This window comes from Streptomyces sp. ADMS, from assembly GCF_033441795.1.
GTDB lineage: Bacteria > Actinomycetota > Actinomycetes > Streptomycetales > Streptomycetaceae > Streptomyces.
Genome location: NZ_JAVFVX010000001.1, coordinates 1 through 18,479 on the forward strand (window position 1 = coordinate 1; position 18,479 = coordinate 18,479).

The following is an 18,479-nucleotide window of genomic DNA, read 5'->3' on the forward strand; positions in this document are numbered from 1 at the left end:
CGGAAGCATCGGCGGGTCCCTCACAGCAGGCGACGCAAGCACCGCCGATGCTTCCCTGCTGCCCAACCCCGGGGCAGGCCGATGGCCACAGGCCACCCGTGCGAGCTACCTACCTGACGGCTGGTCAGAACGACGAAAGTCGAGTGATGGTGCGGCGGAGCTTGGCGGTCATGTCGGTGAACGCCGGGGTGGTCTTGGTGGTGTACCACGGGGCGCGTTCGCGGCGTTCGGCGGCGTCGGCCGGGTGGTGGCCGTGCAGCGCGTACCAGATGACGGTGATCGTGTAGCAGTACAGGCCGAACGGCACCCCTCGCTCCACCGCGCGCCTGGTCCGGTGCCGGGCCTGGCCGACGCCGAGGATGCCGCGGGCTTCGCCGAAGGTCACCTCGATCGACCACCGCGCGGCGTACCGGGCCACCAACTGCCCGGCCGACGCGGTCAGGTCGGTGGAGATCAGCGCCAGGTCGTAGCCGGTGTCGGTGACATCCTCGCGCGGCAGCACCACCTTCACCGTCTGGGTGTGGAAGGAGCCGTACCACAGGCAGGTGGTCTCGGCGGTGAACACGGTCTCGGTGCGGCCGTAGCGGGTCACCGTCACCGGGGTGAACCGCAGTGTGGCGGCCAGTTCGGCCGGTGTGCCGAGCCTGTCACCCTTCAGGCGGGGCCGACCGCCGCCGCCCGGTCGGCGGCGGAGCGAGATCGTAGAGCACGGCGCTGGAATGAGTGCGGTGGACTTCCACGCGGCGATCACAGGGGAGAGCAGGCTCGCGTCGTCGAGGTCTACGGCTGCGCGCGCGGTCTCGACGAACTCGACGAGGAACTCGCGGACGGCCGCTTCGGGTAGGAAGCGCACCCACGGAAACGCCTCGGGAAAGGCGTGCGTGAGGATCTTTGTCGCCTGGGGGTCGCTCTTCATCATGGCGGCGAAGATCCGTGTCGTGGAGTCGACGACCTGCACGGCCTCGTCTGCGCGGGCCGCAGTGGTGAGGTACAGGTCTTCGTCGTCGCGGCGGTGCAGGCGGATGCCCCGGCGGGCGCTGCCCTGCATGCGGGCGACCGTGTCCTTGGGCTTCTGGAGCAGCTCCGAAAGGTTCGCTTCTATGGGCATCGCGGTCATGACTTCAAAACTGCTTCAGAAGTCTGCGGCTGTCCGTCGACGGCTGCGCTCGGCCGCCGGAGCGCAGGCCGGGGCATGGCAGGCGTACATAGGTTCGTATGCGCTTTCTGGTCCATTAGTCTGGACGGGAAAGTGCATCGCGTTGTACGAAGATCGCGCATTGATTCTGGGAAGGCTCTGTAAAGATGCCCAGCGCTGAGCGTCTGCCCTCGTGGGTCGCCGTGGCCGGACCGGTTGCGCCGACCTCGACCCGCCCTTCCGCCAACCTGCCCGCCGTCTCCGCTCCCGCCCCGGGGGGATCTCGGGGGCGGCATCGGGGGGCGCGCAAGGGGTGGGGGACTCTGGGGGCCGTTGGGCTCGTGCTGTCCGGGGGGATATCCGTGCAGTTCGGCGGGGCGCTCGCCGTAACCCTGTTGCCCAGGGCCGGGGCCTTCGGTGTCGTGACGCTGCGGCTCGTGGCCGCCGCCGTGATCATGATGCTGGTGTGCCGGCCCAGGGTGCGCGGGTACTCGCGGGGCGACTGGGGGGTGGTCCTCCTGTTCGGCGTGACCATGGCCGCCATGAACGGGCTGTTCTACCAGGCCATCGGACGGATTCCGCTCGGTCCCGCCGTCACGCTGGAGGTGCTCGGGCCGCTGGTGCTGTCCGTCGTCGCCTCCCGGCGCGCGCTCAATCTCGCCTGGGCCGGACTCGCCCTCGCCGGTGTCTTCCTGCTCGGCGGAGGTGGCTTCAACACCCTCGATCCCGTAGGAGTCGCCTACGCCCTTGGCGCCGGCGTCATGTGGGCGGCGTACATCGTCCTCAGTTCCCGTACGGGGCGACGGTTCCCGCAGGCCGACGGGCTGGCGCTCGCCATGGTGGTCGCCGCGGTGGCGTTTGTGCCGTTGGGCATCGTCGAGTCGGGTGGGAAACTGCTCGACCCGACCACCGCGGCGCTGGGTGCCGCCGTGGGCGTGCTGTCCTCCGTCCTGCCGTACACCCTTGAGCTTCTCGCCCTGCGGCGCTTGCCCGCCTCCACCTTCGCGGTCCTGATGAGCCTGGAGCCCGCGGTGGCCGCGCTCGCCGGATTCATGATCCTGCACCAAACGCTCTCCGCCCCCGAGTCGCTCGCGATCTCCCTGGTCATCGTGGCGAGCATGGGGGCGGTACGGACCCAGGTGCGCCGGAGGAAGGCCCCGGTCGTTGATGTCGAGGAGTCCGCCGGATCAGCTCAAGTGCACAGGAAGCCACTGGAGTTGGAGGTCCAGTGACCGTCGGGTCGTGCTGGGCGTCGATGTCCAGCGTCGTCCCGTACGGCCGATGTGTCCTCAACCGGATGACCAGCCGGCGTTCGGTCACCAGTTGCTCCAGAAAGGCACGCGGGAGCAGGAGGCGGAACTGCGGGGGCGGCTGGGGGAGTGGGGGATTCCGGATGCCGTACCCGCCGATGCCCCGAGACGCCGCCGCGTGGTGGAGCGGCCGACGGCCGAGGTGCCTGGGTGACCGAGTCGTATCCGATGCCTTCGTCAGGCGGCCGGCTTCTCCCACACCGACACGTGCTTCGTGCTCTCGCTCGTGAACGGCTCCCGGGTCCACCCGTCCCACCGCTCGCGCAGCCGCATCCCGGCCAGCCGGGCCATCAGATCGAGCTCGGACGGCCATACGTACCGGAACGGGATCGAGCGGTACGATCCGTGGCCGTCCACCACCTCGACGTAGTTGGAGCTGGTCGCCTGGGTGGCGACGTCGTACACGTCGAAGGCCCAGCGCGTCGGGCTCGTGTGGTACGGCACGACGTGCTGTCCGGGCGGCAGACTGCGCAGCCGAGGGACGCTGACCTCGATGACGAAGGTCCCGCCGGGCGCCAGATGCGCCGCGACGTTGCGGAAGCACTCCACCTGCGCCTCCTGCGAGGTCAGGTTCATGATCGTGTTGTAGACGAGGTAGGCGACGGAGAAGTCCCCGTCGGTCGTCTCGGCCCTCGCCGTCGAGAAGTCCCCGATCGTCACCCCGACCGCGTCCCCGCCCGGCTTGGCCCGCATCCGGGCCACCATCGCCCGGGACATGTCGATCCCGTGCACCTCGACCCCGCGCCGCGCCAACGGCAACGCGATACGCCCGGTCCCGATCGCGAGTTCGAGGGCCCGCCCGTCACCGGCCAGGTCGGCCAGGAAGTCGGCGGCCGGCTCGACGGCGGCGGGCGCGAACATGTCGGAGGAGGGGTCGTCGTACGTTGCGGCCACGGGCTCGCCGAAGTAGCCGTCCTGGTCGTCGGTCACGTCGCTTACGTCGTTCGCGGGGTCGGCGTTGTCCACCGGCGGACCGTACTGCGGGGGTCGGCGGTGCCGCACCCCGTTTTCCGGCAGCGCGGGATCGGTCGAACACTCCCGCCAGGCACTCCCGCCAAACACTCCCATCAAATGCAAGCGCGCTTGCTTGTTTCTGGCGTCGCTGCCATCCTTCGAGAGCAGACCGCACCACCCCAACGTCCGGCACCCCGTCCTGTCCGAAGGGAAGCGCCCGTGTCCGAGCCGTCGGCCGATACGTGGACCGTCATCGACGACCTGCGTCAGGAGGGCGTCCAACTCGACCAGCTGGTGGCCGAGTTGGGCAGCGAACAGTGGGCCCTCGATACCCCCGCCCCCGCCTGGACCGTCGCCCACCAGATCGCGCACCTCGCCTGGACCGACCGTTCCGCGCTGCTCGCGGTCACGGACGCCGGTGCCTTCGCGAAGGAGGTCGAGAACGCGCTCGCGTCGCCCGAGGGCTTCGTCGACGAGGGTGCCGCGCAGGGCGCCGCACAGCCGCCCGCCGGACTGCTCGCCGAGTGGCGTGAGGGCCGGACCGCGCTGGAGGCAGCCCTGTGCGCCGCCCCCGCCGGGACCCGCTTCCCCTGGTACGGCCCACCCATGTCCGCCGCCTCCATGGCCACCGGCCGCCTGATGGAGACCTGGGCCCACGGCCAGGACATCGCCGACGCGCTCGGCGTCGAGCGCGCCCCCACCGACCGGCTCCGGCATGTCGTACGCATCGGCGTACGGACCCGGGACTTCGCGTATGCCGTTCGAGGCATCACCCCGCCCGCCGACGAATTCCGCGTCGAACTCAAGGCCCCGGAGCGGGAGTTGGGTCAGCCGGGCGAGTTGTGGACGTACGGCCCCCCGGACGCCCCCCAGCGCGTCACCGGCCCCGCCCTCGACTTCTGCCTCCTCGTCACCCAGCGAGCCCACCGCACCGATCTCGCCCTGCGCGCCGAAGGCCCCGACGCCGACCGGTGGCTCGACATCGCCCAGGCCTTCGCGGGACCGCCGGGCAGCGGACGCGCACCGAAGGGGGGCGCGCAGTGACGCGCCCCCTTGGCCCCCGGGACTCCCTTGGCCCCCGGGACCACCCACTCCGTCCCCTCCGCATCGGCAACGCCTCCGGCTTCTACGGCGACCGTTTCGACGCCATGCGCGAGATGCTCACCGGTGGTCGACTCGACGTCCTCACCGGCGACTACCTCGCCGAGCTGACCATGCTCATCCTCGGCCGCGACCGTCTCAAGGACCCGTCGGCCGGGTACGCCCGTACCTTCCTGCGGCAGCTGGAGGAGTGCCTCGGGCTCGCCCATGAGCGTGGGGTGCGGATCGTCGTCAACGCCGGTGGCCTCAACCCGGCGGGCCTCGCGGAGAACGTCAGGAAGCTGGCCGGCCGGCTCGGCCTCCCCGTCCGCGTCGCCCACGTCGAGGGCGACGACCTCGCCGTCCTCCCGCCCTCCCGACCCCGATCGAGCGGGGGGACCCCCATCCCCGACAGCCTTGCCGCGCACGCCTACCTGGGTGCCTTCGGCATAGCCGCCTGTCTGCGCGAGGGCGCGGACATCGTCGTCACCGGTCGCGTCACCGACGCGGCCCTCGTCGCCGGGCCCGCCGCCGCCCACTTCGGCTGGGGATCGCAGGACCACGACCGACTCGCGGGTGCCGTCGTCGCCGGGCATGTGCTGGAGTGCGGTACGCAGGCCACCGGCGGCAACTACGCCTTCTTCGCCGAGCACATGGGAGGCGCCGGGTCCGTCCTCCGCCACCCCGGCTTCCCCCTCGCCGAGATCCACCCCGACGGCACGAGCGTCATCACCAAGCACCCCGGCACCGGCGGCATCGTCGACATCGGCACGGTCACCGCCCAACTCCTGTACGAGACACAGGGCGCCCGGTACGCGGGCCCCGACGTCACCGCCCGCCTCGACACCGTCCGCCTCACCCAGGAGGGCCCCGACCGGGTACGCGTCCACGGCGTGCGCGGGGAAGCGCCCCCGCCGACCCTCAAGGTGGGCCTCAACAGGCTCGGCGGTTTCCGCAACGAGGTCACCTTTGTGCTCACCGGGCTCGACATCGAGCACAAGGCGGCGCTCGTCCGGGACCAGCTGGAGACCGCGCTCTACGCGGCCAAGTCCCGTCCCGCCGAGATCAGCTGGACCCTCGCCCGCACCGACCACCCCGACGCCCCCACCGAGGAGACGGCCAGCGCCCTGCTCCGGCTCGTCGTCCGCGACCCCGACCAGGACACCGTGGGCCGCACCCTCAGCGGCGCCGCCGTCGAGCTCGCCCTCGCCAGCTACCCCGGGTTCCATGTCCTCGCGCCCCCCGGAAAGGGCGCCCCCTACGGGATCTTCGAGGCGGAGTACGTCCCCCAGGACGCCGTGGACCACGTGGCCGTCCTGGACGACGGGCGCCGGATCCCCGTACCCCCGCCGCACGACACCCTCGTACTGGAAGAACAGCCGAAACCGCCCCTGCCCGACCCCCTGCCGCCCGGCCCGACCCGACGCGCCCCCCTGGGGCTCCTCGCCGGTGCCCGCAGCGGCGACAAGGGCGGCAACGCCAACGTCGGTGTCTGGGTGCGCACGGACGAGGCGTGGCGCTGGCTCGCGCATAGTCTCACCGTCACCCGATTCCGCGAACTGCTCCCGGAGACCGCCGACTTGACTGTCGTACGACACGCCCTCCCGCACCTCCGCGCCCTCAACTTCACGGTCGAGGGCATCCTCGGCGAGGGCGTCGCCGCGCAGCACCGCTTCGATCCGCAGGCCAAGGCGCTCGGCGAATGGCTGCGCTCCCGGCACCTCGACATACCGGAGGCACTCCTTTGACGGTCCTGACCTCCAGCCTCGAAACGGCCTCCGCCGACCACACCTCCCACCGCGAGGCCATGCTCGGCAAACTCGCCGCACTCGACACCGAACACGCGAAGGCGATCGCGGGCGGCGGGGAGAAGTACGTCGCCCGGCACCACGCCCGCGGCAAACTCCTCGCCCGTGAACGCGTCGAGCTGCTCCTCGATCCCGACACGCCCTTCCTGGAGCTGTCGCCGCTCGCGGCCTGGGGGAGCGAGTACGCGGTCGGGGCCTCCCTCGTCACCGGTATCGGGGTCGTCGAGGGCGTCGAGTGCCTGATCACGGCCAACGACCCGACCGTGCGTGGCGGCGCCAGCAACCCCTGGAGCCTGAAGAAGGCCCTGCGCGCCAACGACATCGCGCTCGGCAACCGGCTGCCCTTCATCAGCCTCGTCGAGTCCGGCGGCGCGGATCTCCCTTCCCAGAAGGAGATCTTCATCCCCGGCGGAGCCGTCTTCCGCGACCTCACCCGTCTCTCCGCCGCCGGGATTCCCACGGTGGCGGTCGTGTTCGGGAACTCGACGGCCGGTGGGGCGTACGTCCCCGGTATGTCCGACCACGTGATCATGGTCAAGGAGCGCGCCAAGGTGTTTCTCGGCGGGCCGCCCCTCGTCAGGATGGCCACCGGCGAGGAGAGCGACGACGAGTCACTGGGCGGCGCCGAGATGCACGCGCGCGTGTCCGGCCTCGCGGACTACTTCGCCCTCGACGAGCACGACGCCCTGCGACAGGCCCGCCGGGTCGTCGCCAGGCTCAACCACCGCAAGGCGTACGCCGATCCGAGCCCCGCCGACGTCCGGCCGCCCAAGTACGACCCCGACGAGCTGCTCGGCATCGTCCCCGGCGACCTGCGCACCCCCTTCGACCCCCGGGAGGTCATCGCCCGTGTCGTCGACGCCTCCGACTTCGACGAGTTCAAGCCTCTCTACGGGACCAGCCTCGTGACCGGCTGGGCGGCGCTGCACGGCTATCCGGTCGGCATCCTCGCCAACGCCCAGGGGGTCCTCTTCAGCGAGGAGTCGCAGAAGGCCGCCCAGTTCATCCAGCTCGCCAACCAGCGTGACATCCCGCTCCTCTTCCTCCACAACACCACCGGCTACATGGTCGGCAAGGAGTACGAGCAGGGCGGCATCATCAAACACGGCGCGATGATGATCAACGCGGTGAGCAACAGCCGCGTCCCCCACCTGTCCGTCCTCATGGGCGCCTCGTACGGGGCCGGTCACTACGGCATGTGCGGGCGCGCCTACGACCCCCGCTTCCTCTTCGCCTGGCCCAGTGCCAAGTCCGCCGTCATGGGCCCCCAGCAGCTCGCCGGCGTGCTGTCGATCGTCGCCCGTCAGTCGGCCGCCGCCAAGGGGCAGCCGTACGACGAGGAGGGCGACGCCGCGCTGCGGGCCATGGTCGAGCAGCAGATCGAGGCCGAGTCCCTGCCCATGTTCCTCTCCGGGCGGCTGTACGACGACGGCGTCATCGACCCGCGCGACACCCGAACCGTCCTCGGCCTGTGCCTCTCCGCGATCCACACCGCTCCCTACGAGGGCGCCCGCGGCGGCTTCGGCGTCTTCCGGATGTAAGGAGTCAGCACAGTGCCCGAGGAATCAACAGGATCAGCAGCGGTCATCACCTCTGTACTCGTCGCCAATCGCGGGGAGATCGCCTGCCGTGTCTTCCGCACCTGCCGTGAGCTGGGAATCCGGACGGTCGCCGTGCACTCGGACGCCGACGAGAACGCCCTCCACGCGCGCGTGGCCGACGCTGCGGTACGGCTGCCGGGAACCGCCTCCGCGGACACGTATCTGCGCGGCGACCTGATCGTGCGGGCGGCGCTGGCTGCGGGGGCGGACGCCGTGCACCCCGGGTACGGCTTCCTGTCCGAGAACGCCGGCTTCGCACGTGCCGTACTCGACGCGGGGCTGGTGTGGATCGGCCCGTCTCCGGCCGCGATCGAGGCGATGGCGTCCAAGACGCGCGCGAAGCAGCTGATGGGGCTCAGGCCGCTCACGGACGTCACTGAGACCGACCTGCCGGTACTGGTGAAGGCGGCCTCGGGCGGCGGCGGGCGTGGTATGCGCGTCGTACGCGAACTCGCCCAACTGGAGAGCGAGTTGGAGGCGGCCCGGGCCGAGGCCCACAGTGCCTTCGGTGACGGTGAGGTCTTCGTCGAGCCGTATGTCGAGGGCGGCCGGCACATCGAGGTGCAGGTCATGGCGGACACCCACGGCACCGTGTGGGCGCTCGGCACGCGCGACTGCTCCCTCCAACGGCGCCACCAGAAGGTGATCGAGGAGTCCCCGGCGCCCGGAATCCCGGACGTGCTCACCGCGGAACTCCACGAACTGGCGGTACGGGCGGCTCGCGCCGTCGACTACACGGGTGCCGGCACGGTCGAGTTTCTGGTCGCGCGGGACGGCAGGGCCCACTTCCTGGAGATGAACACCCGCCTCCAGGTCGAACACCCCGTCACGGAGGCGGTGTTCGGCATCGACCTGGTGGCCCTCCAGATACGCGTCGCGGAGGGCCACGCCCTCGAGAACGACCCTCCACGCGCGCGTGGGCACGCGATAGAGGCCCGTCTGTACGCCGAGAACCCCGCGGAGGCATGGACGCCGCAGACCGGCACCCTGCACCGCCTCGCCGTTCCGGAACGGGAGAACATCCGCCTGGACACCGGCTACGCCGACGGCGACCCGATCCCCGTCCACTACGACCCGATGCTCGCCAAGGCCGTCGTCCACGCCCCCACGCGCGCGGAGGCGATCCGCAAACTGGCGGGTGCCCTGGAACGGTCCGCGATCCACGGCCCGATCACCAACCGCGACCTCCTCGTCCGCTCACTCCGCCACACGGAGTTCACGACGGCCCGCATGGACACGGGCTTCTACGACCGCCACCTCCCCGGACTGACGGAACCGGCCCCTGACCCCCACGCCCCCTTGGCCGCGGCCCTGTCCGACGCCCACGGCCGCTCCCGCTTCGGCGGCTGGCGCAACGTGCCAGGCCAACCGCAGGTCAAGCGGTACGCGACCGCGGACGGAGAGGAACACGAGGTGACCTACCGCCACACCCGCGAGGGCCTGACGGCGGAGGCGGAGGGGGTGCGGGTCGTACACGCCGACGCGGGTCTCGTCGTACTGGAAGTGGCCGGTGTACGAAGGAAGTTCGAGGTGACGCGGTACGCCGACCGGATTTACGTCAACAACACGGCCCTCACCCCCCTGCCCCGTTTCCCCGAACCGACGGCACAGCACGCCCCCGGCTCACTCCTGGCCCCGATGCCGGGCACGGTGGTTCGCGTGGCGGAGGGCTTGGCGGCAGGAGCCCCTGTGCGGGCCGGAGAGCCGCTGTTGTGGCTGGAGGCGATGAAGATGGAACACAGGATCTCGGCGCCCACGACAGGCACGCTCACGGCCCTCCACGCCGTCACGGGCCAGCAGGTGGAGGTAGGCACTTTGCTGGCGGTGGTGATCTAGCGGGGCCGGCGAAGACGCGCCCGACAGGGGCGCGGGGAACCGCGCGACAAGCCCCCACGGGCCCGCACCCACCACACAACCGAACCACCCTCCCCCTAGGAGCCCTCAATGTCCCCCGTCATCGAATCCGAAGAACACAGAGCCCTGCGCACAGCAGTAGCCGCCCTGGGCAGCCGCTACGGCCGTGAGTACATGGCCAAGGTCGTCGCCGACGGCCGACACACGGACGAACTCTGGTCCGAAGCCGCCAGACTCGGCTACCTGGGCGCCAACCTCCCCGAAACCCACGGAGGCGGCGGAGGCGGCATAGCGGAACTCTCCATCGTCCTCGAAGAGCTCGGCGCCGCGGGCTGTCCCCTCCTCATGCTCATCGTCTCCCCGGCCATCTGCGGCACCGTCATAGCCCGCTTCGGCACAGACACGCAGAAACAGGAATGGCTCCCCGGACTCGCCGACGGCACCCGCACCATGGCCTTCGGCATCACCGAACCCGACGCCGGTTCCAACAGCCACCGCATCACCACCACCGCCCGCCGCGACCCGGACAGCGGTGACTGGCTCCTGACCGGCCGCAAGGTCTTCATCTCGGGCGTGGACATCGCGGACGCGGTCCTCGTCGTCGGCCGTACGGAAGACTCCCGTACGGGCCGCCTCAAGCCCTGCCTCTTCATCGTCCCCCGCGATGCCGAAGGCTTCTCGCGCCGCCGGATCGACATGGAACTCGAATCCCCGGAGAAGCAGTTCGAGCTGACCCTCGACGACGTACGGCTGCCCGCCGACGCGCTCGTCGGCGACGAGGACGCCGGCCTGCTCCAGCTCTTCGCCGGGCTCAACCCGGAACGCGTCATGACGGCCGCCTTCGCCATCGGCATCGGGCGGTACGCGCTCGACACGGCAGTCCGGTACGCCACCGAACGCACCGTCTGGAAGGAGCCGATCGGCGCCCACCAGGCCGTCGCGCACCCGCTCGCCCAGGCGCACATCGACCTCGAACTGGCCCGCCTGATGATGCAGAAGGCCGCCGCCCTCTACGACGCCGGTGACGACGCCGGCGCGGGCGAGGCGGCCAACATGGCCAAGTACGCGGCCGGGGAGGCCTGTGTGAAGGCCGTCGACCAGGCCGTGCACACCCTCGGCGGCAACGGCCTCACGCGGGAATTCGGGCTCGCCTCCCTGATAACCGTCGCCCGTGTCGCTCGTATTGCCCCGGTGAGCCGGGAGATGATTCTGAACTACGTCTCCCATCAGACCCTGGGTCTGCCCAAGTCGTACTGAACGGCGCAGCGTTGTGAAGGCTGTGCCAGTCGCGCGAGGAGAATCCATGTTCCGTAGCGAGTACGCAGACGTCGAACCCGTCGAACTCCCCATCCACGAGGCGGTGCTGGGCCGTGCCGCCGAGTTCGGCGAGATGCCCGCCCTCGTCGACGGTGTCGACGGCACCACCCTCACGTACGACCAACTGGACCGTTTCCACCGGCGGATAGCAGCCGGACTCGCCGAGGCGGGCCTGCGCAAGGGCGATGTCCTCGCCCTGCACAGCCCGAACACGATCGCCTTCCCGACCGCCTTCTACGCCGCCACGCGCGCGGGTGCCTCCGTCACGACCGTGCATCCGCTCGCCACCGCCGAGGAGTTCGCCAAGCAGCTGCGTGACTCGGCCGCCAACTGGATCGTCACCGTCTCACCGCTCCTGGCCACGGCCCGGGAGGCGGCCGAACGGGCGGGCGGGGTACGGGAGATCTTCGTCTGCGACAACGCGCCCCCCGGACACCGCTCGCTCGTCGACATGATCGGCTCGACCGCCCCCGAACCGGAGGTCGGCTTCGACCCGGGAGAGGACGTCGCGGTCCTCCCGTACTCCTCCGGGACGACCGGTATCGCCAAGGGGGTCATGCTCACGCACCGGTCCATCGCCACGAACCTCGAACAGCTCGCGCAGTGCGTGTCGGTGGCCCCCGGCGACCGCATCCTGGCCGTTCTGCCGTTCTTCCACATCTACGGCCTGACCGCCCTCATGAACATGCCCCTGAAGCAGGGCGCCGCCGTCGTCGTGCTGCCCCGCTTCGACCTCGACACGTTCCTCGCGGCCATCGAGAAGTACCGCATCACCGGCCTGTTCGTGGCCCCGCCGATCGTCCTTGCCCTCGCCAAGCACCCGGCGGTCGCGAACCACGACCTGTCGTCCCTGGAGTACGTCATCAGCTCCGCCGCCCCCCTGGACGCGGCGCTCGCCGCCGCCTGTTCCGCGCGCCTCGGGCTGCCGCCGGTCGGACAGGCGTACGGCATGACGGAGCTGTCGCCGGGCACGCACATCGTCCCCCTGAACGCGATGAGCGACGCCCCGCCCGGGACGGTCGGCACGCTCCTCCCGAACACCGAGATGCGCATCCTCTCCCTCGACGACCCCGACCGGGACGCCGACGACGGCGAGGCCGGCGAGATCGTCATCCGCGGCCCCCAGGTGATGAAGGGCTACCTGGGCAACCCCGACGCGACAGCCGCGATGATCGACACCGACGGCTGGCTGCACACAGGGGACGTCGGCCACGTCGACTCCAACGGCTGGCTGTTCGTCGTCGACCGCGTCAAGGAACTCATCAAGTACAAGGGCTTCCAGGTGGCCCCCGCCGAACTGGAGGCCCTGCTCCTCGCACACCCCCAGATCGCCGACGCGGCCGTCATCGGTGTCTACAACGACGACAACAACGAGGTCCCGCACGCGTACGTGGTCCGCCAGCCGTCCGCGCCCGACCTCTCCGAAGGAGAGGTGATGATGTACGTCGCCGAGCGCGTCGCCCCGTACAAGCGCGTCCGGCACGTCACCTTCATCGACGGCGTACCGAGGGCGGCCTCGGGCAAGATCCTGCGCCGCCGGCTGAGGGAGACGTCGTGACACCGGTCGCCGCCACGCGCGCGCGTGGCATCGCCACACTCACCCTGGACGCGCCCGCGACCCGCAACGCCCTGTCCGCGTACCTCGTACGGGACCTGCGGGACGCACTCACGGACTGCGGCAAGGACCCGGCCGTACGCGCGGTCGTCCTCACCCACACCGGGAACACGTTCTGCGCCGGCGCGGACCTGAAGCAGCCACCCGACCCGGTGGCCTTCGTCGGCCTGCTCCGGCAGCTCCTGGAGCTGCCGAAACCGGTGGTCGCCCGGGTGACCGGCCACGTACGGGCGGGCGGCCTCGGCCTCCTGGGCGCGTGCGACCTCGCGATCGGCGGCCCGGGGGCCTCCTTCGCGTTCACGGAGGTACGGATCGGAGTGGCGCCCGCCGTCATCTCCATGCCGCTGCTGCCCCGCCTCGACCCGCGCGCCGCCGCCCGCCACTACCTCACCGGCGACCGCTTCGACGCCGTGGAGGCCGCCCGTACCGGCCTGCTCACGGAGGCGGCCGAGGACGTCGACGCGGCCCTGGAGCCCATCCTCGACGGGCTGCGCAGGGCGGCACCGGGTGCCCTGACGGAGACGAAACGGCTGTTCACGGCTAAGGTGCTGAAGATCTTCGACCGGGACACCGCCGAACTGACGGCCCTGTCGGCACGGCTGTTCGCCTCCGCCGAGGCCCGCGAGGGGATGACGGCCTTCCTCGAACGACGGGACCCGGCATGGATGTTGTGACGCGCGAATCAAGACGCGAACCCAAGCAGGACCGCAGCCGCGCGACCCGCCGGCGCCTGCTGGAAGCCGCCGTGGCCTGCCTCGCCGAACACGGCTGGGCGGGCTCCACGGTCTCCGTCGTCGCCGAACGCGCCGGCGTCTCCCGGGGCGCCGCCCAGCACCACTTCCCCACCCGCGAGGACCTGTTCACGGCCGCCGTCGAGTACGTCGCCGAGGAACGCTCCACCGCCCTGCGCGCCCTCTTCCCCGAGGGCGCCGCCGACCGCCGTGCGGTGGTCGCCGCCCTGGTCGACCTCTACACCGGCCCCCTCTTCCGCGCCGCTCTCCACCTCTGGGTGGCCGCCTCGAACGAGGAGCAACTGCGCCCGCGGGTAACCGAGTTGGAGGCCCGCGTGGGCCGCGAGACACACCGAATCGCGGTGGACCTGCTGGGCGCCGACGAGTCCCGTCCAGGCGTACGGGAGACGGTCCAGGGCCTGCTCGACATGTCCCGGGGCCTGGGCCTGGCGAACCTGCTCACGGACGACGGAGGACGCAGGGACCGAGTGGCGGCGCAGTGGGCGACCCTGCTGGACGAGTCCCTGGGCTGAGGTCGTCGTCGCCGTTGCTTTGCTGGTCGGGGGCTGGAACTGTCACTGCCTCCGCCCGTCAGGGACTGGAACCGTCACTGTCTCCTGCCGGTCAGGGGCTGAGCCGCTCGATCCGCCAGCTCCCGTCCGCCTCCGCCACGTACCGCAGGCGGTCGTGCAGCCGGTTCTCGCGCCCCTGCCAGAACTCCACCGCCTGCGGGGCCACCCGGTAGCCGCCCCAGTTCGGGGGCACCGGCACCTGCTCGCCCTCCGGATACCGTGCGGCCAACCCGGCGTACGAGGCGTCGAGTTCGTCCCGGGAGAGGATCACCGAGGACTGCTCGCTGGCCCAGGCGCCGAGCTGGGAACCGTGCGGACGGGTACGGAAATAGGCGGCCGTCTCGTCGCGCCCCGTACGGCGCGCGACGCCCGAGACGACGACCTGGCGGGCCAGCGGCAGCCAGGGGAACAGCAGCGAGACGTACGGATTCGCGGCCAGGTCCAGCCCCTTGCGGGAGCCGTAGTTGGTGAAGAAGACGAAGCCCTGCTCGTCGTACTGCTTCAGCAGCACGGTACGGGAGGAGGGCCGCCCGTCGGCGTCGGCCGTGGAGACGACCATGGCGTTGGGTTCGACGAGCCCGGCGCCCTCGGCGGCCTGCCGGAACCAGCGCGCGAACTGTTCCATGGGCCTGTCGGCCAGCTCGGTCTCGGAGAGGCCGTCGGCGCGGTACTGCTTGCGCATGGCGGCGGGATCGAGGGGGCCGTCGAAGGGGCCGTCGAGAGGAACGGAGTCGCGGTCGGTCACATGTTCATCCTGCCGTATCAGCGACGTCACCGAGCGGCATTGAGCGGCGCTGAATGGCACTGAGTGCCGCAGGGGCTCCCCAAAGGTGGCACTCGGGGATATCGTGCTGTTGCCGTCCGGTTGCACGACCGATCGAACAGGGCATCACCCAGGTGACCGTTTCGGACCGCGAGCAGTGTGGAAGTGGCCGTGGAACCGAGCCGGACACACGATTTCGCGCACCCAGGCCGCATGGCCGCACACCCGTCGCCCGCATGTGTCGTACACATCAAGAGGAGCCGCCTGATGTCCGACTTCGTACCCGGACTTGAGGGAGTAGTCGCGTTCGAGACGGAGATCGCCGAACCGGACAAGGAGGGCGGCGCACTCCGGTACCGGGGCGTCGACATCGAGGACCTGGTCGGCCACGTCTCCTTCGGCAACGTCTGGGGCCTCCTCGTCGACGGAGCCTTCGACCCCGGCCTGCCGCCCGCCGAGCCGTTCCCGATCCCGGTCCACTCCGGCGACATCCGTGTCGACGTCCAGTCGGCGCTGGCGATGCTCGCCCCCGTGTGGGGCCTGCGCCCCCTCCTCGACATCGACGAGCAGACGGCCCGCGACGACCTGGCCCGCGCCGCCGTCATGGCCCTGTCCTACGTCGCCCAGTCGGCGCGCGGCCAGGGCAACGCCATGGTCCCGCAGCGCGAGATCGACAAGGCACAGTCCGTCGTCGAACGCTTCATGATCCGCTGGCGCGGTGAACCGGACCCGAAGCACGTGGCCGCGGTGGACGCGTACTGGACGAGCGCGGCCGAGCACGGCATGAACGCGTCCACGTTCACGGCACGGGTGATCGCGTCGACGGGCGCGGACGTGGCGGCGGCGCTGTCGGGCGCGGTGGGAGCGATGAGCGGCCCGTTGCACGGAGGCGCCCCTTCGCGCGTGTTGGGCATGATCGAGGAAATCGAACGCACGGGCGATGCGGATGCCTATGTGAAGCAGGCTCTGGACAAGGGCGAACGCCTGATGGGCTTCGGCCACCGGGTCTACCGTGCCGAGGACCCACGCGCGCGCGTGCTGCGCCGCACGGCACGCGACCTGGGCGCCCCGCGTTTCGAGATCGCCGAGGCCCTGGAGAAGGCTGCCCTGGCGGAGCTCCACGCCCGCCGCCCGGACCGCGTCCTGGCGACGAACGTCGAGTTCTGGGCGGCGATCGTCCTGGACTTCGCCGAGGTCCCGGCCCACATGTTCACGTCCATGTTCACGTGCGCCCGCACGGCCGGCTGGTCGGCGCACATCCTGGAACAGAAGCGCACCGGCAGGCTCGTGCGTCCGTCGGCCCGCTACATCGGCCCGGGGACCCGGGACCCGCGGGAGATCGAGGGGTACGAGGGCATCGCCCGCTGAGACCTCGACGCCCGGCCCTGGGAGATCCGGGGCCGGGCGTCGCGTTGTCCGCGGCAGGACGGGCCCCGGCCGGGCGCGACGGCCGGTGCGATGGTCAGCTACCCGCTCCGATAATGTGACCCGCCCGAGCGAGGGAGAGACTGCGCATGCTGGTCGGGGCGGGGAACACAAGGCACAGGCTGGTCCAGGCGGTGTTGCTGGTGACGGTGCTGGCGGGCTGTTCGGAAGCGGCGGACGACGACGCGAAGGCGAAGGTGAAGACGGCGGAGAGCGCCTCGTCGTCGACGGACGGGACCGGCGCCGAGAGCGGCGGCAGCATCGGCGCCGACGGCTCGGCCTGCGAACTCCCGGTCACCTTCGACATCGCCGAGGAGTGGACGGCGGAAGCCGTTGACGCCGGGTCGGGCGGGGACGCGTCCGGCGGCACGGACGGTGAACTGGCCGACGAGCTCGCGGACGCGTTTCTGCGCCAGGGCCCGGTCAGTCTCGCCTGCGAGGTGGACGCCAAGCCCGCCGGGCACATCGGCTACCTGCGCGTCTGGACCGGCGCTCCGGGCGACGCCGACGCGCGCACCGTACTGGAGGCCTTCGTGACCGACGACGACGCCGCGAGCAAGGCGCGGTACAGCACGTTCAAGGCGGGCGGCCTCACCGGTGTCGAGGTGGAGTACCTCTACACGAGCGAGTTCCTGGACGAACCGAAGACGGAACACGCCCTCGCCGTGACGACCCCGCGAGGACCCGTCGTCGTACACCTCGGAGGCCTGGATTCCGAGGAGCACGAAGCGATGCTCCCGGCGTACGAACTGGCCAAGCGCACTCTGAAGGCTTAGGGCTGGTCCTGAACGCAGGCGACCCGCGAGCTCGGTCCCTCCGAAGGAGAGGCCGGCCGGACGTACCGGCGAGCTCGCGGGTCGGGTGACCGCGTTGGTTCGGGCCGGCTGCGTGTCACTCGCCCACGCTGGTCCGGCACCGCACAGGGTGTGGTGGCAGGCCGCTAGCCCGCAGCCACCTCACGCGTCCGGGTTTCACTCATTTACCCGATCACCTCCCTTCGTGTGTAAGCCACACCCTAGGAAGCGATCGACCGTCCATCAACCTGTTTTCCGAGGCATCGGTCGGGGTCGGCCACGCGGTCGACGAGGTACGGACCGGTGCCGATCCGATCAGACAGACGCACCGCTCGGCCGGCCCGCGGGGGCACTCATCGCGCCGACTCACGCACCATGAACACGTCCACCGCGTCCTCGCTCTCCACCCTGAACCCGTGCCTCTCGTACAGCCGCCGCGCCGGGCTCCCGCGGAGCACGTTCAGCCGGACCAGGGCACCCTCGCCGTCGCACCGTTCCAGCAGCGCGCGGAGGACTCCCGACCCGATGCCGCTGCCCTGAAGACGCGCGTCCAGGTAGAAGTGCTCCAGCCAGTGGACGTCCCCGTCCGGGCGCAGCGCCACGCAGCCGGCGAACTCGCCGCCCACCTCGATCACCCAGGTGTGGGACGCCTCGAATCCGTCCCGGAACCGCTGGCGGACGCGGTGCTCGTCGTACCGTCCGAGCCGTTCCAGATCCGCCCGCATCACCACGGCACGCAGCTCGGCCACCGGCTCGATGTCCGCTGCCGTCGCCGGCCGTATGTCCCAGTCCGCCATGATCGGCACGGTACCGGGCTGCGTGCACCGTTCGCATACTCCGTTGACGCTCCCCTGGAGGGCGCGTTTCTGTGGTCCCGTGTCTGATCTTCGTGTCGTGCCCGTGAGCGAGGTCGATGAGGTTGCGCTTGAGGACTGGCGGTACGTCCACAACCTGATCGTTTCCGCCTGCCGCCATGTCCCTCGACGACGTACGCGCGCGTAGTGGGCGGTTTCGGCTGGAGGTCTCGTATCTCGGGGACACCCTGGTGGGGTGCTCCACCGTTCGGCCCCCCGCCGGCGACGGGGATGCTGCCGTGGCCACCGTCATCGCGCGCGTGCTGCCCGGTTTCCGGCGGCGGGGGTTCGGGGCGGAGATGTACGGGCGGGGGCTCGCGCTAGCGCGGAAACTGGGGGCCGGACGGACCGAGACCGTCGTACTCGCCGCCAATGAGGACGGGCTCGCCTTCGCGCTCGGCACGGGTTCGTGGAGGTCGAGCGGTATGCGCGGGACGGGGAGAGCGATGTCTGGGTCGACCTGCGGTTGGACCGGCCTGCTGCTTGAGACAGTCGGGCATTCCGTACGGTCGGTTTGGTCCGGTGGTGGGAGGGGCAGGAGGGGCTTGTTCCCGGACTACGGCGAATTTTCGCCGTACAACGATTTCTTTCCATCTTCGGGGAACTCGATGTGTGCTGCGTCACGTTCGAGTTGAATGATGGTGAGTGAGCGAACCGTCGCGCAGT

General features: G+C 70.8%; 15 protein-coding genes and 1 pseudogene. 12 read left to right on the forward strand and 4 right to left on the reverse strand.

Going from position 1 to position 18,479, the window contains the following annotated elements; translation table 11 throughout:
- Positions 1–124: 124 nt before the first annotated feature.
- Positions 125–1,117 carry a hypothetical protein gene (locus RB628_RS00005; protein ID WP_318318112.1) on the reverse strand — a complete coding sequence of 331 codons (993 nt, stop codon included), beginning with the start codon at positions 1,115–1,117 and terminating at the stop codon, positions 125–127.
- Between the two features lie 185 nt (positions 1,118–1,302).
- Between RB628_RS00005 and RB628_RS00010 the strand changes: the two genes are divergently transcribed.
- Positions 1,303–2,367 (forward strand): EamA family transporter, encoded by a 1,065-nt coding sequence (locus RB628_RS00010; protein ID WP_318318113.1) that lies wholly within the window; start codon positions 1,303–1,305, stop codon positions 2,365–2,367.
- Between the two features lie 255 nt (positions 2,368–2,622).
- Here the strand turns inward: RB628_RS00010 and RB628_RS00020 are convergent, their stop codons facing one another.
- On the reverse strand, positions 2,623–3,411 hold the full coding sequence (locus RB628_RS00020) for a class I SAM-dependent methyltransferase (protein ID WP_318318114.1): 789 nt from the start codon (positions 3,409–3,411) through the stop codon (positions 2,623–2,625).
- Between the two features lie 207 nt (positions 3,412–3,618).
- On the opposite strand from RB628_RS00020, the gene RB628_RS00025 reads away from it, so the two are divergent.
- The 8 genes from RB628_RS00025 to RB628_RS00060 all read left to right on the forward strand — a co-directional run bounded on the left by RB628_RS00025 (position 3,619) and on the right by RB628_RS00060 (position 13,938).
- On the forward strand, positions 3,619–4,443 hold the full coding sequence (locus tag RB628_RS00025) for a TIGR03084 family metal-binding protein (RefSeq protein WP_318318115.1): 825 nt from the start codon (positions 3,619–3,621) through the stop codon (positions 4,441–4,443).
- A gap of 104 nt (positions 4,444–4,547) precedes the next feature.
- Entirely contained in the window at positions 4,548–6,227 is a 1,680-nt protein-coding gene (locus RB628_RS00030; protein WP_412180567.1) for an acyclic terpene utilization AtuA family protein, read from the forward strand.
- The gene (locus RB628_RS00035) at positions 6,224–7,828 is read left to right on the forward strand and encodes an acyl-CoA carboxylase subunit beta (protein ID WP_318318117.1); all 1,605 of its coding nucleotides are present in this window, start codon (positions 6,224–6,226) and stop codon (positions 7,826–7,828) included. Before RB628_RS00030 ends, RB628_RS00035 begins: the two co-directional genes overlap by 4 nt.
- A gap of 12 nt (positions 7,829–7,840) precedes the next feature.
- Positions 7,841–9,724, forward strand: a complete 1,884-nt coding sequence (locus RB628_RS00040) for a biotin carboxylase N-terminal domain-containing protein (RefSeq protein ID WP_318318118.1) — start codon at positions 7,841–7,843, stop codon at positions 9,722–9,724.
- A 108-nt stretch (positions 9,725–9,832) separates the two neighbouring features.
- On the forward strand, positions 9,833–10,999 hold the full coding sequence (locus RB628_RS00045; RefSeq protein WP_318318119.1) for an acyl-CoA dehydrogenase: 1,167 nt from the start codon (positions 9,833–9,835) through the stop codon (positions 10,997–10,999).
- Between the two features lie 46 nt (positions 11,000–11,045).
- The gene (locus RB628_RS00050; protein WP_318318120.1) at positions 11,046–12,617 is read left to right on the forward strand and encodes an AMP-binding protein; all 1,572 of its coding nucleotides are present in this window, start codon (positions 11,046–11,048) and stop codon (positions 12,615–12,617) included.
- On the forward strand, positions 12,614–13,348 hold the full coding sequence (locus RB628_RS00055) for an enoyl-CoA hydratase family protein (RefSeq protein WP_318318121.1): 735 nt from the start codon (positions 12,614–12,616) through the stop codon (positions 13,346–13,348). Before RB628_RS00050 ends, RB628_RS00055 begins: the two co-directional genes overlap by 4 nt.
- Positions 13,336–13,938 (forward strand): TetR/AcrR family transcriptional regulator, encoded by a 603-nt coding sequence (locus tag RB628_RS00060; RefSeq protein ID WP_318318122.1) that lies wholly within the window; start codon positions 13,336–13,338, stop codon positions 13,936–13,938. The genes RB628_RS00055 and RB628_RS00060 overlap by 13 nt, the downstream gene beginning before the upstream one ends.
- 91 nt (positions 13,939–14,029) lie before the next feature.
- On the opposite strand, the gene pdxH is transcribed toward RB628_RS00060, so the two are convergent.
- Entirely contained in the window at positions 14,030–14,722 is a 693-nt protein-coding gene (gene pdxH, locus RB628_RS00065) for a pyridoxamine 5'-phosphate oxidase (protein ID WP_412180562.1), read from the reverse strand.
- 285 nt (positions 14,723–15,007) lie between these two features.
- Between pdxH and RB628_RS00070 the strand changes: the two genes are divergently transcribed.
- Complete coding sequence (locus RB628_RS00070) at positions 15,008–16,108, forward strand: citrate synthase 2 (protein ID WP_318318123.1); 1,101 nt, start codon at positions 15,008–15,010, stop codon at positions 16,106–16,108.
- Between the two features lie 146 nt (positions 16,109–16,254).
- Complete coding sequence (locus RB628_RS00075) at positions 16,255–16,941, forward strand: lipoprotein (protein ID WP_318318124.1); 687 nt, start codon at positions 16,255–16,257, stop codon at positions 16,939–16,941.
- A gap of 371 nt (positions 16,942–17,312) precedes the next feature.
- On the opposite strand, the gene RB628_RS00080 is transcribed toward RB628_RS00075, so the two are convergent.
- Positions 17,313–17,756, reverse strand: coding sequence for a GNAT family N-acetyltransferase (locus RB628_RS00080; protein ID WP_318318125.1), 444 nt, complete (start codon positions 17,754–17,756; stop codon positions 17,313–17,315).
- Between the two features lie 79 nt (positions 17,757–17,835).
- On the opposite strand from RB628_RS00080, the pseudogene RB628_RS00085 reads away from it, so the two are divergent.
- A pseudogene (locus RB628_RS00085) lies at positions 17,836–18,300 on the forward strand (GNAT family N-acetyltransferase).
- Positions 18,301–18,479: the final 179 nt, after the last annotated feature.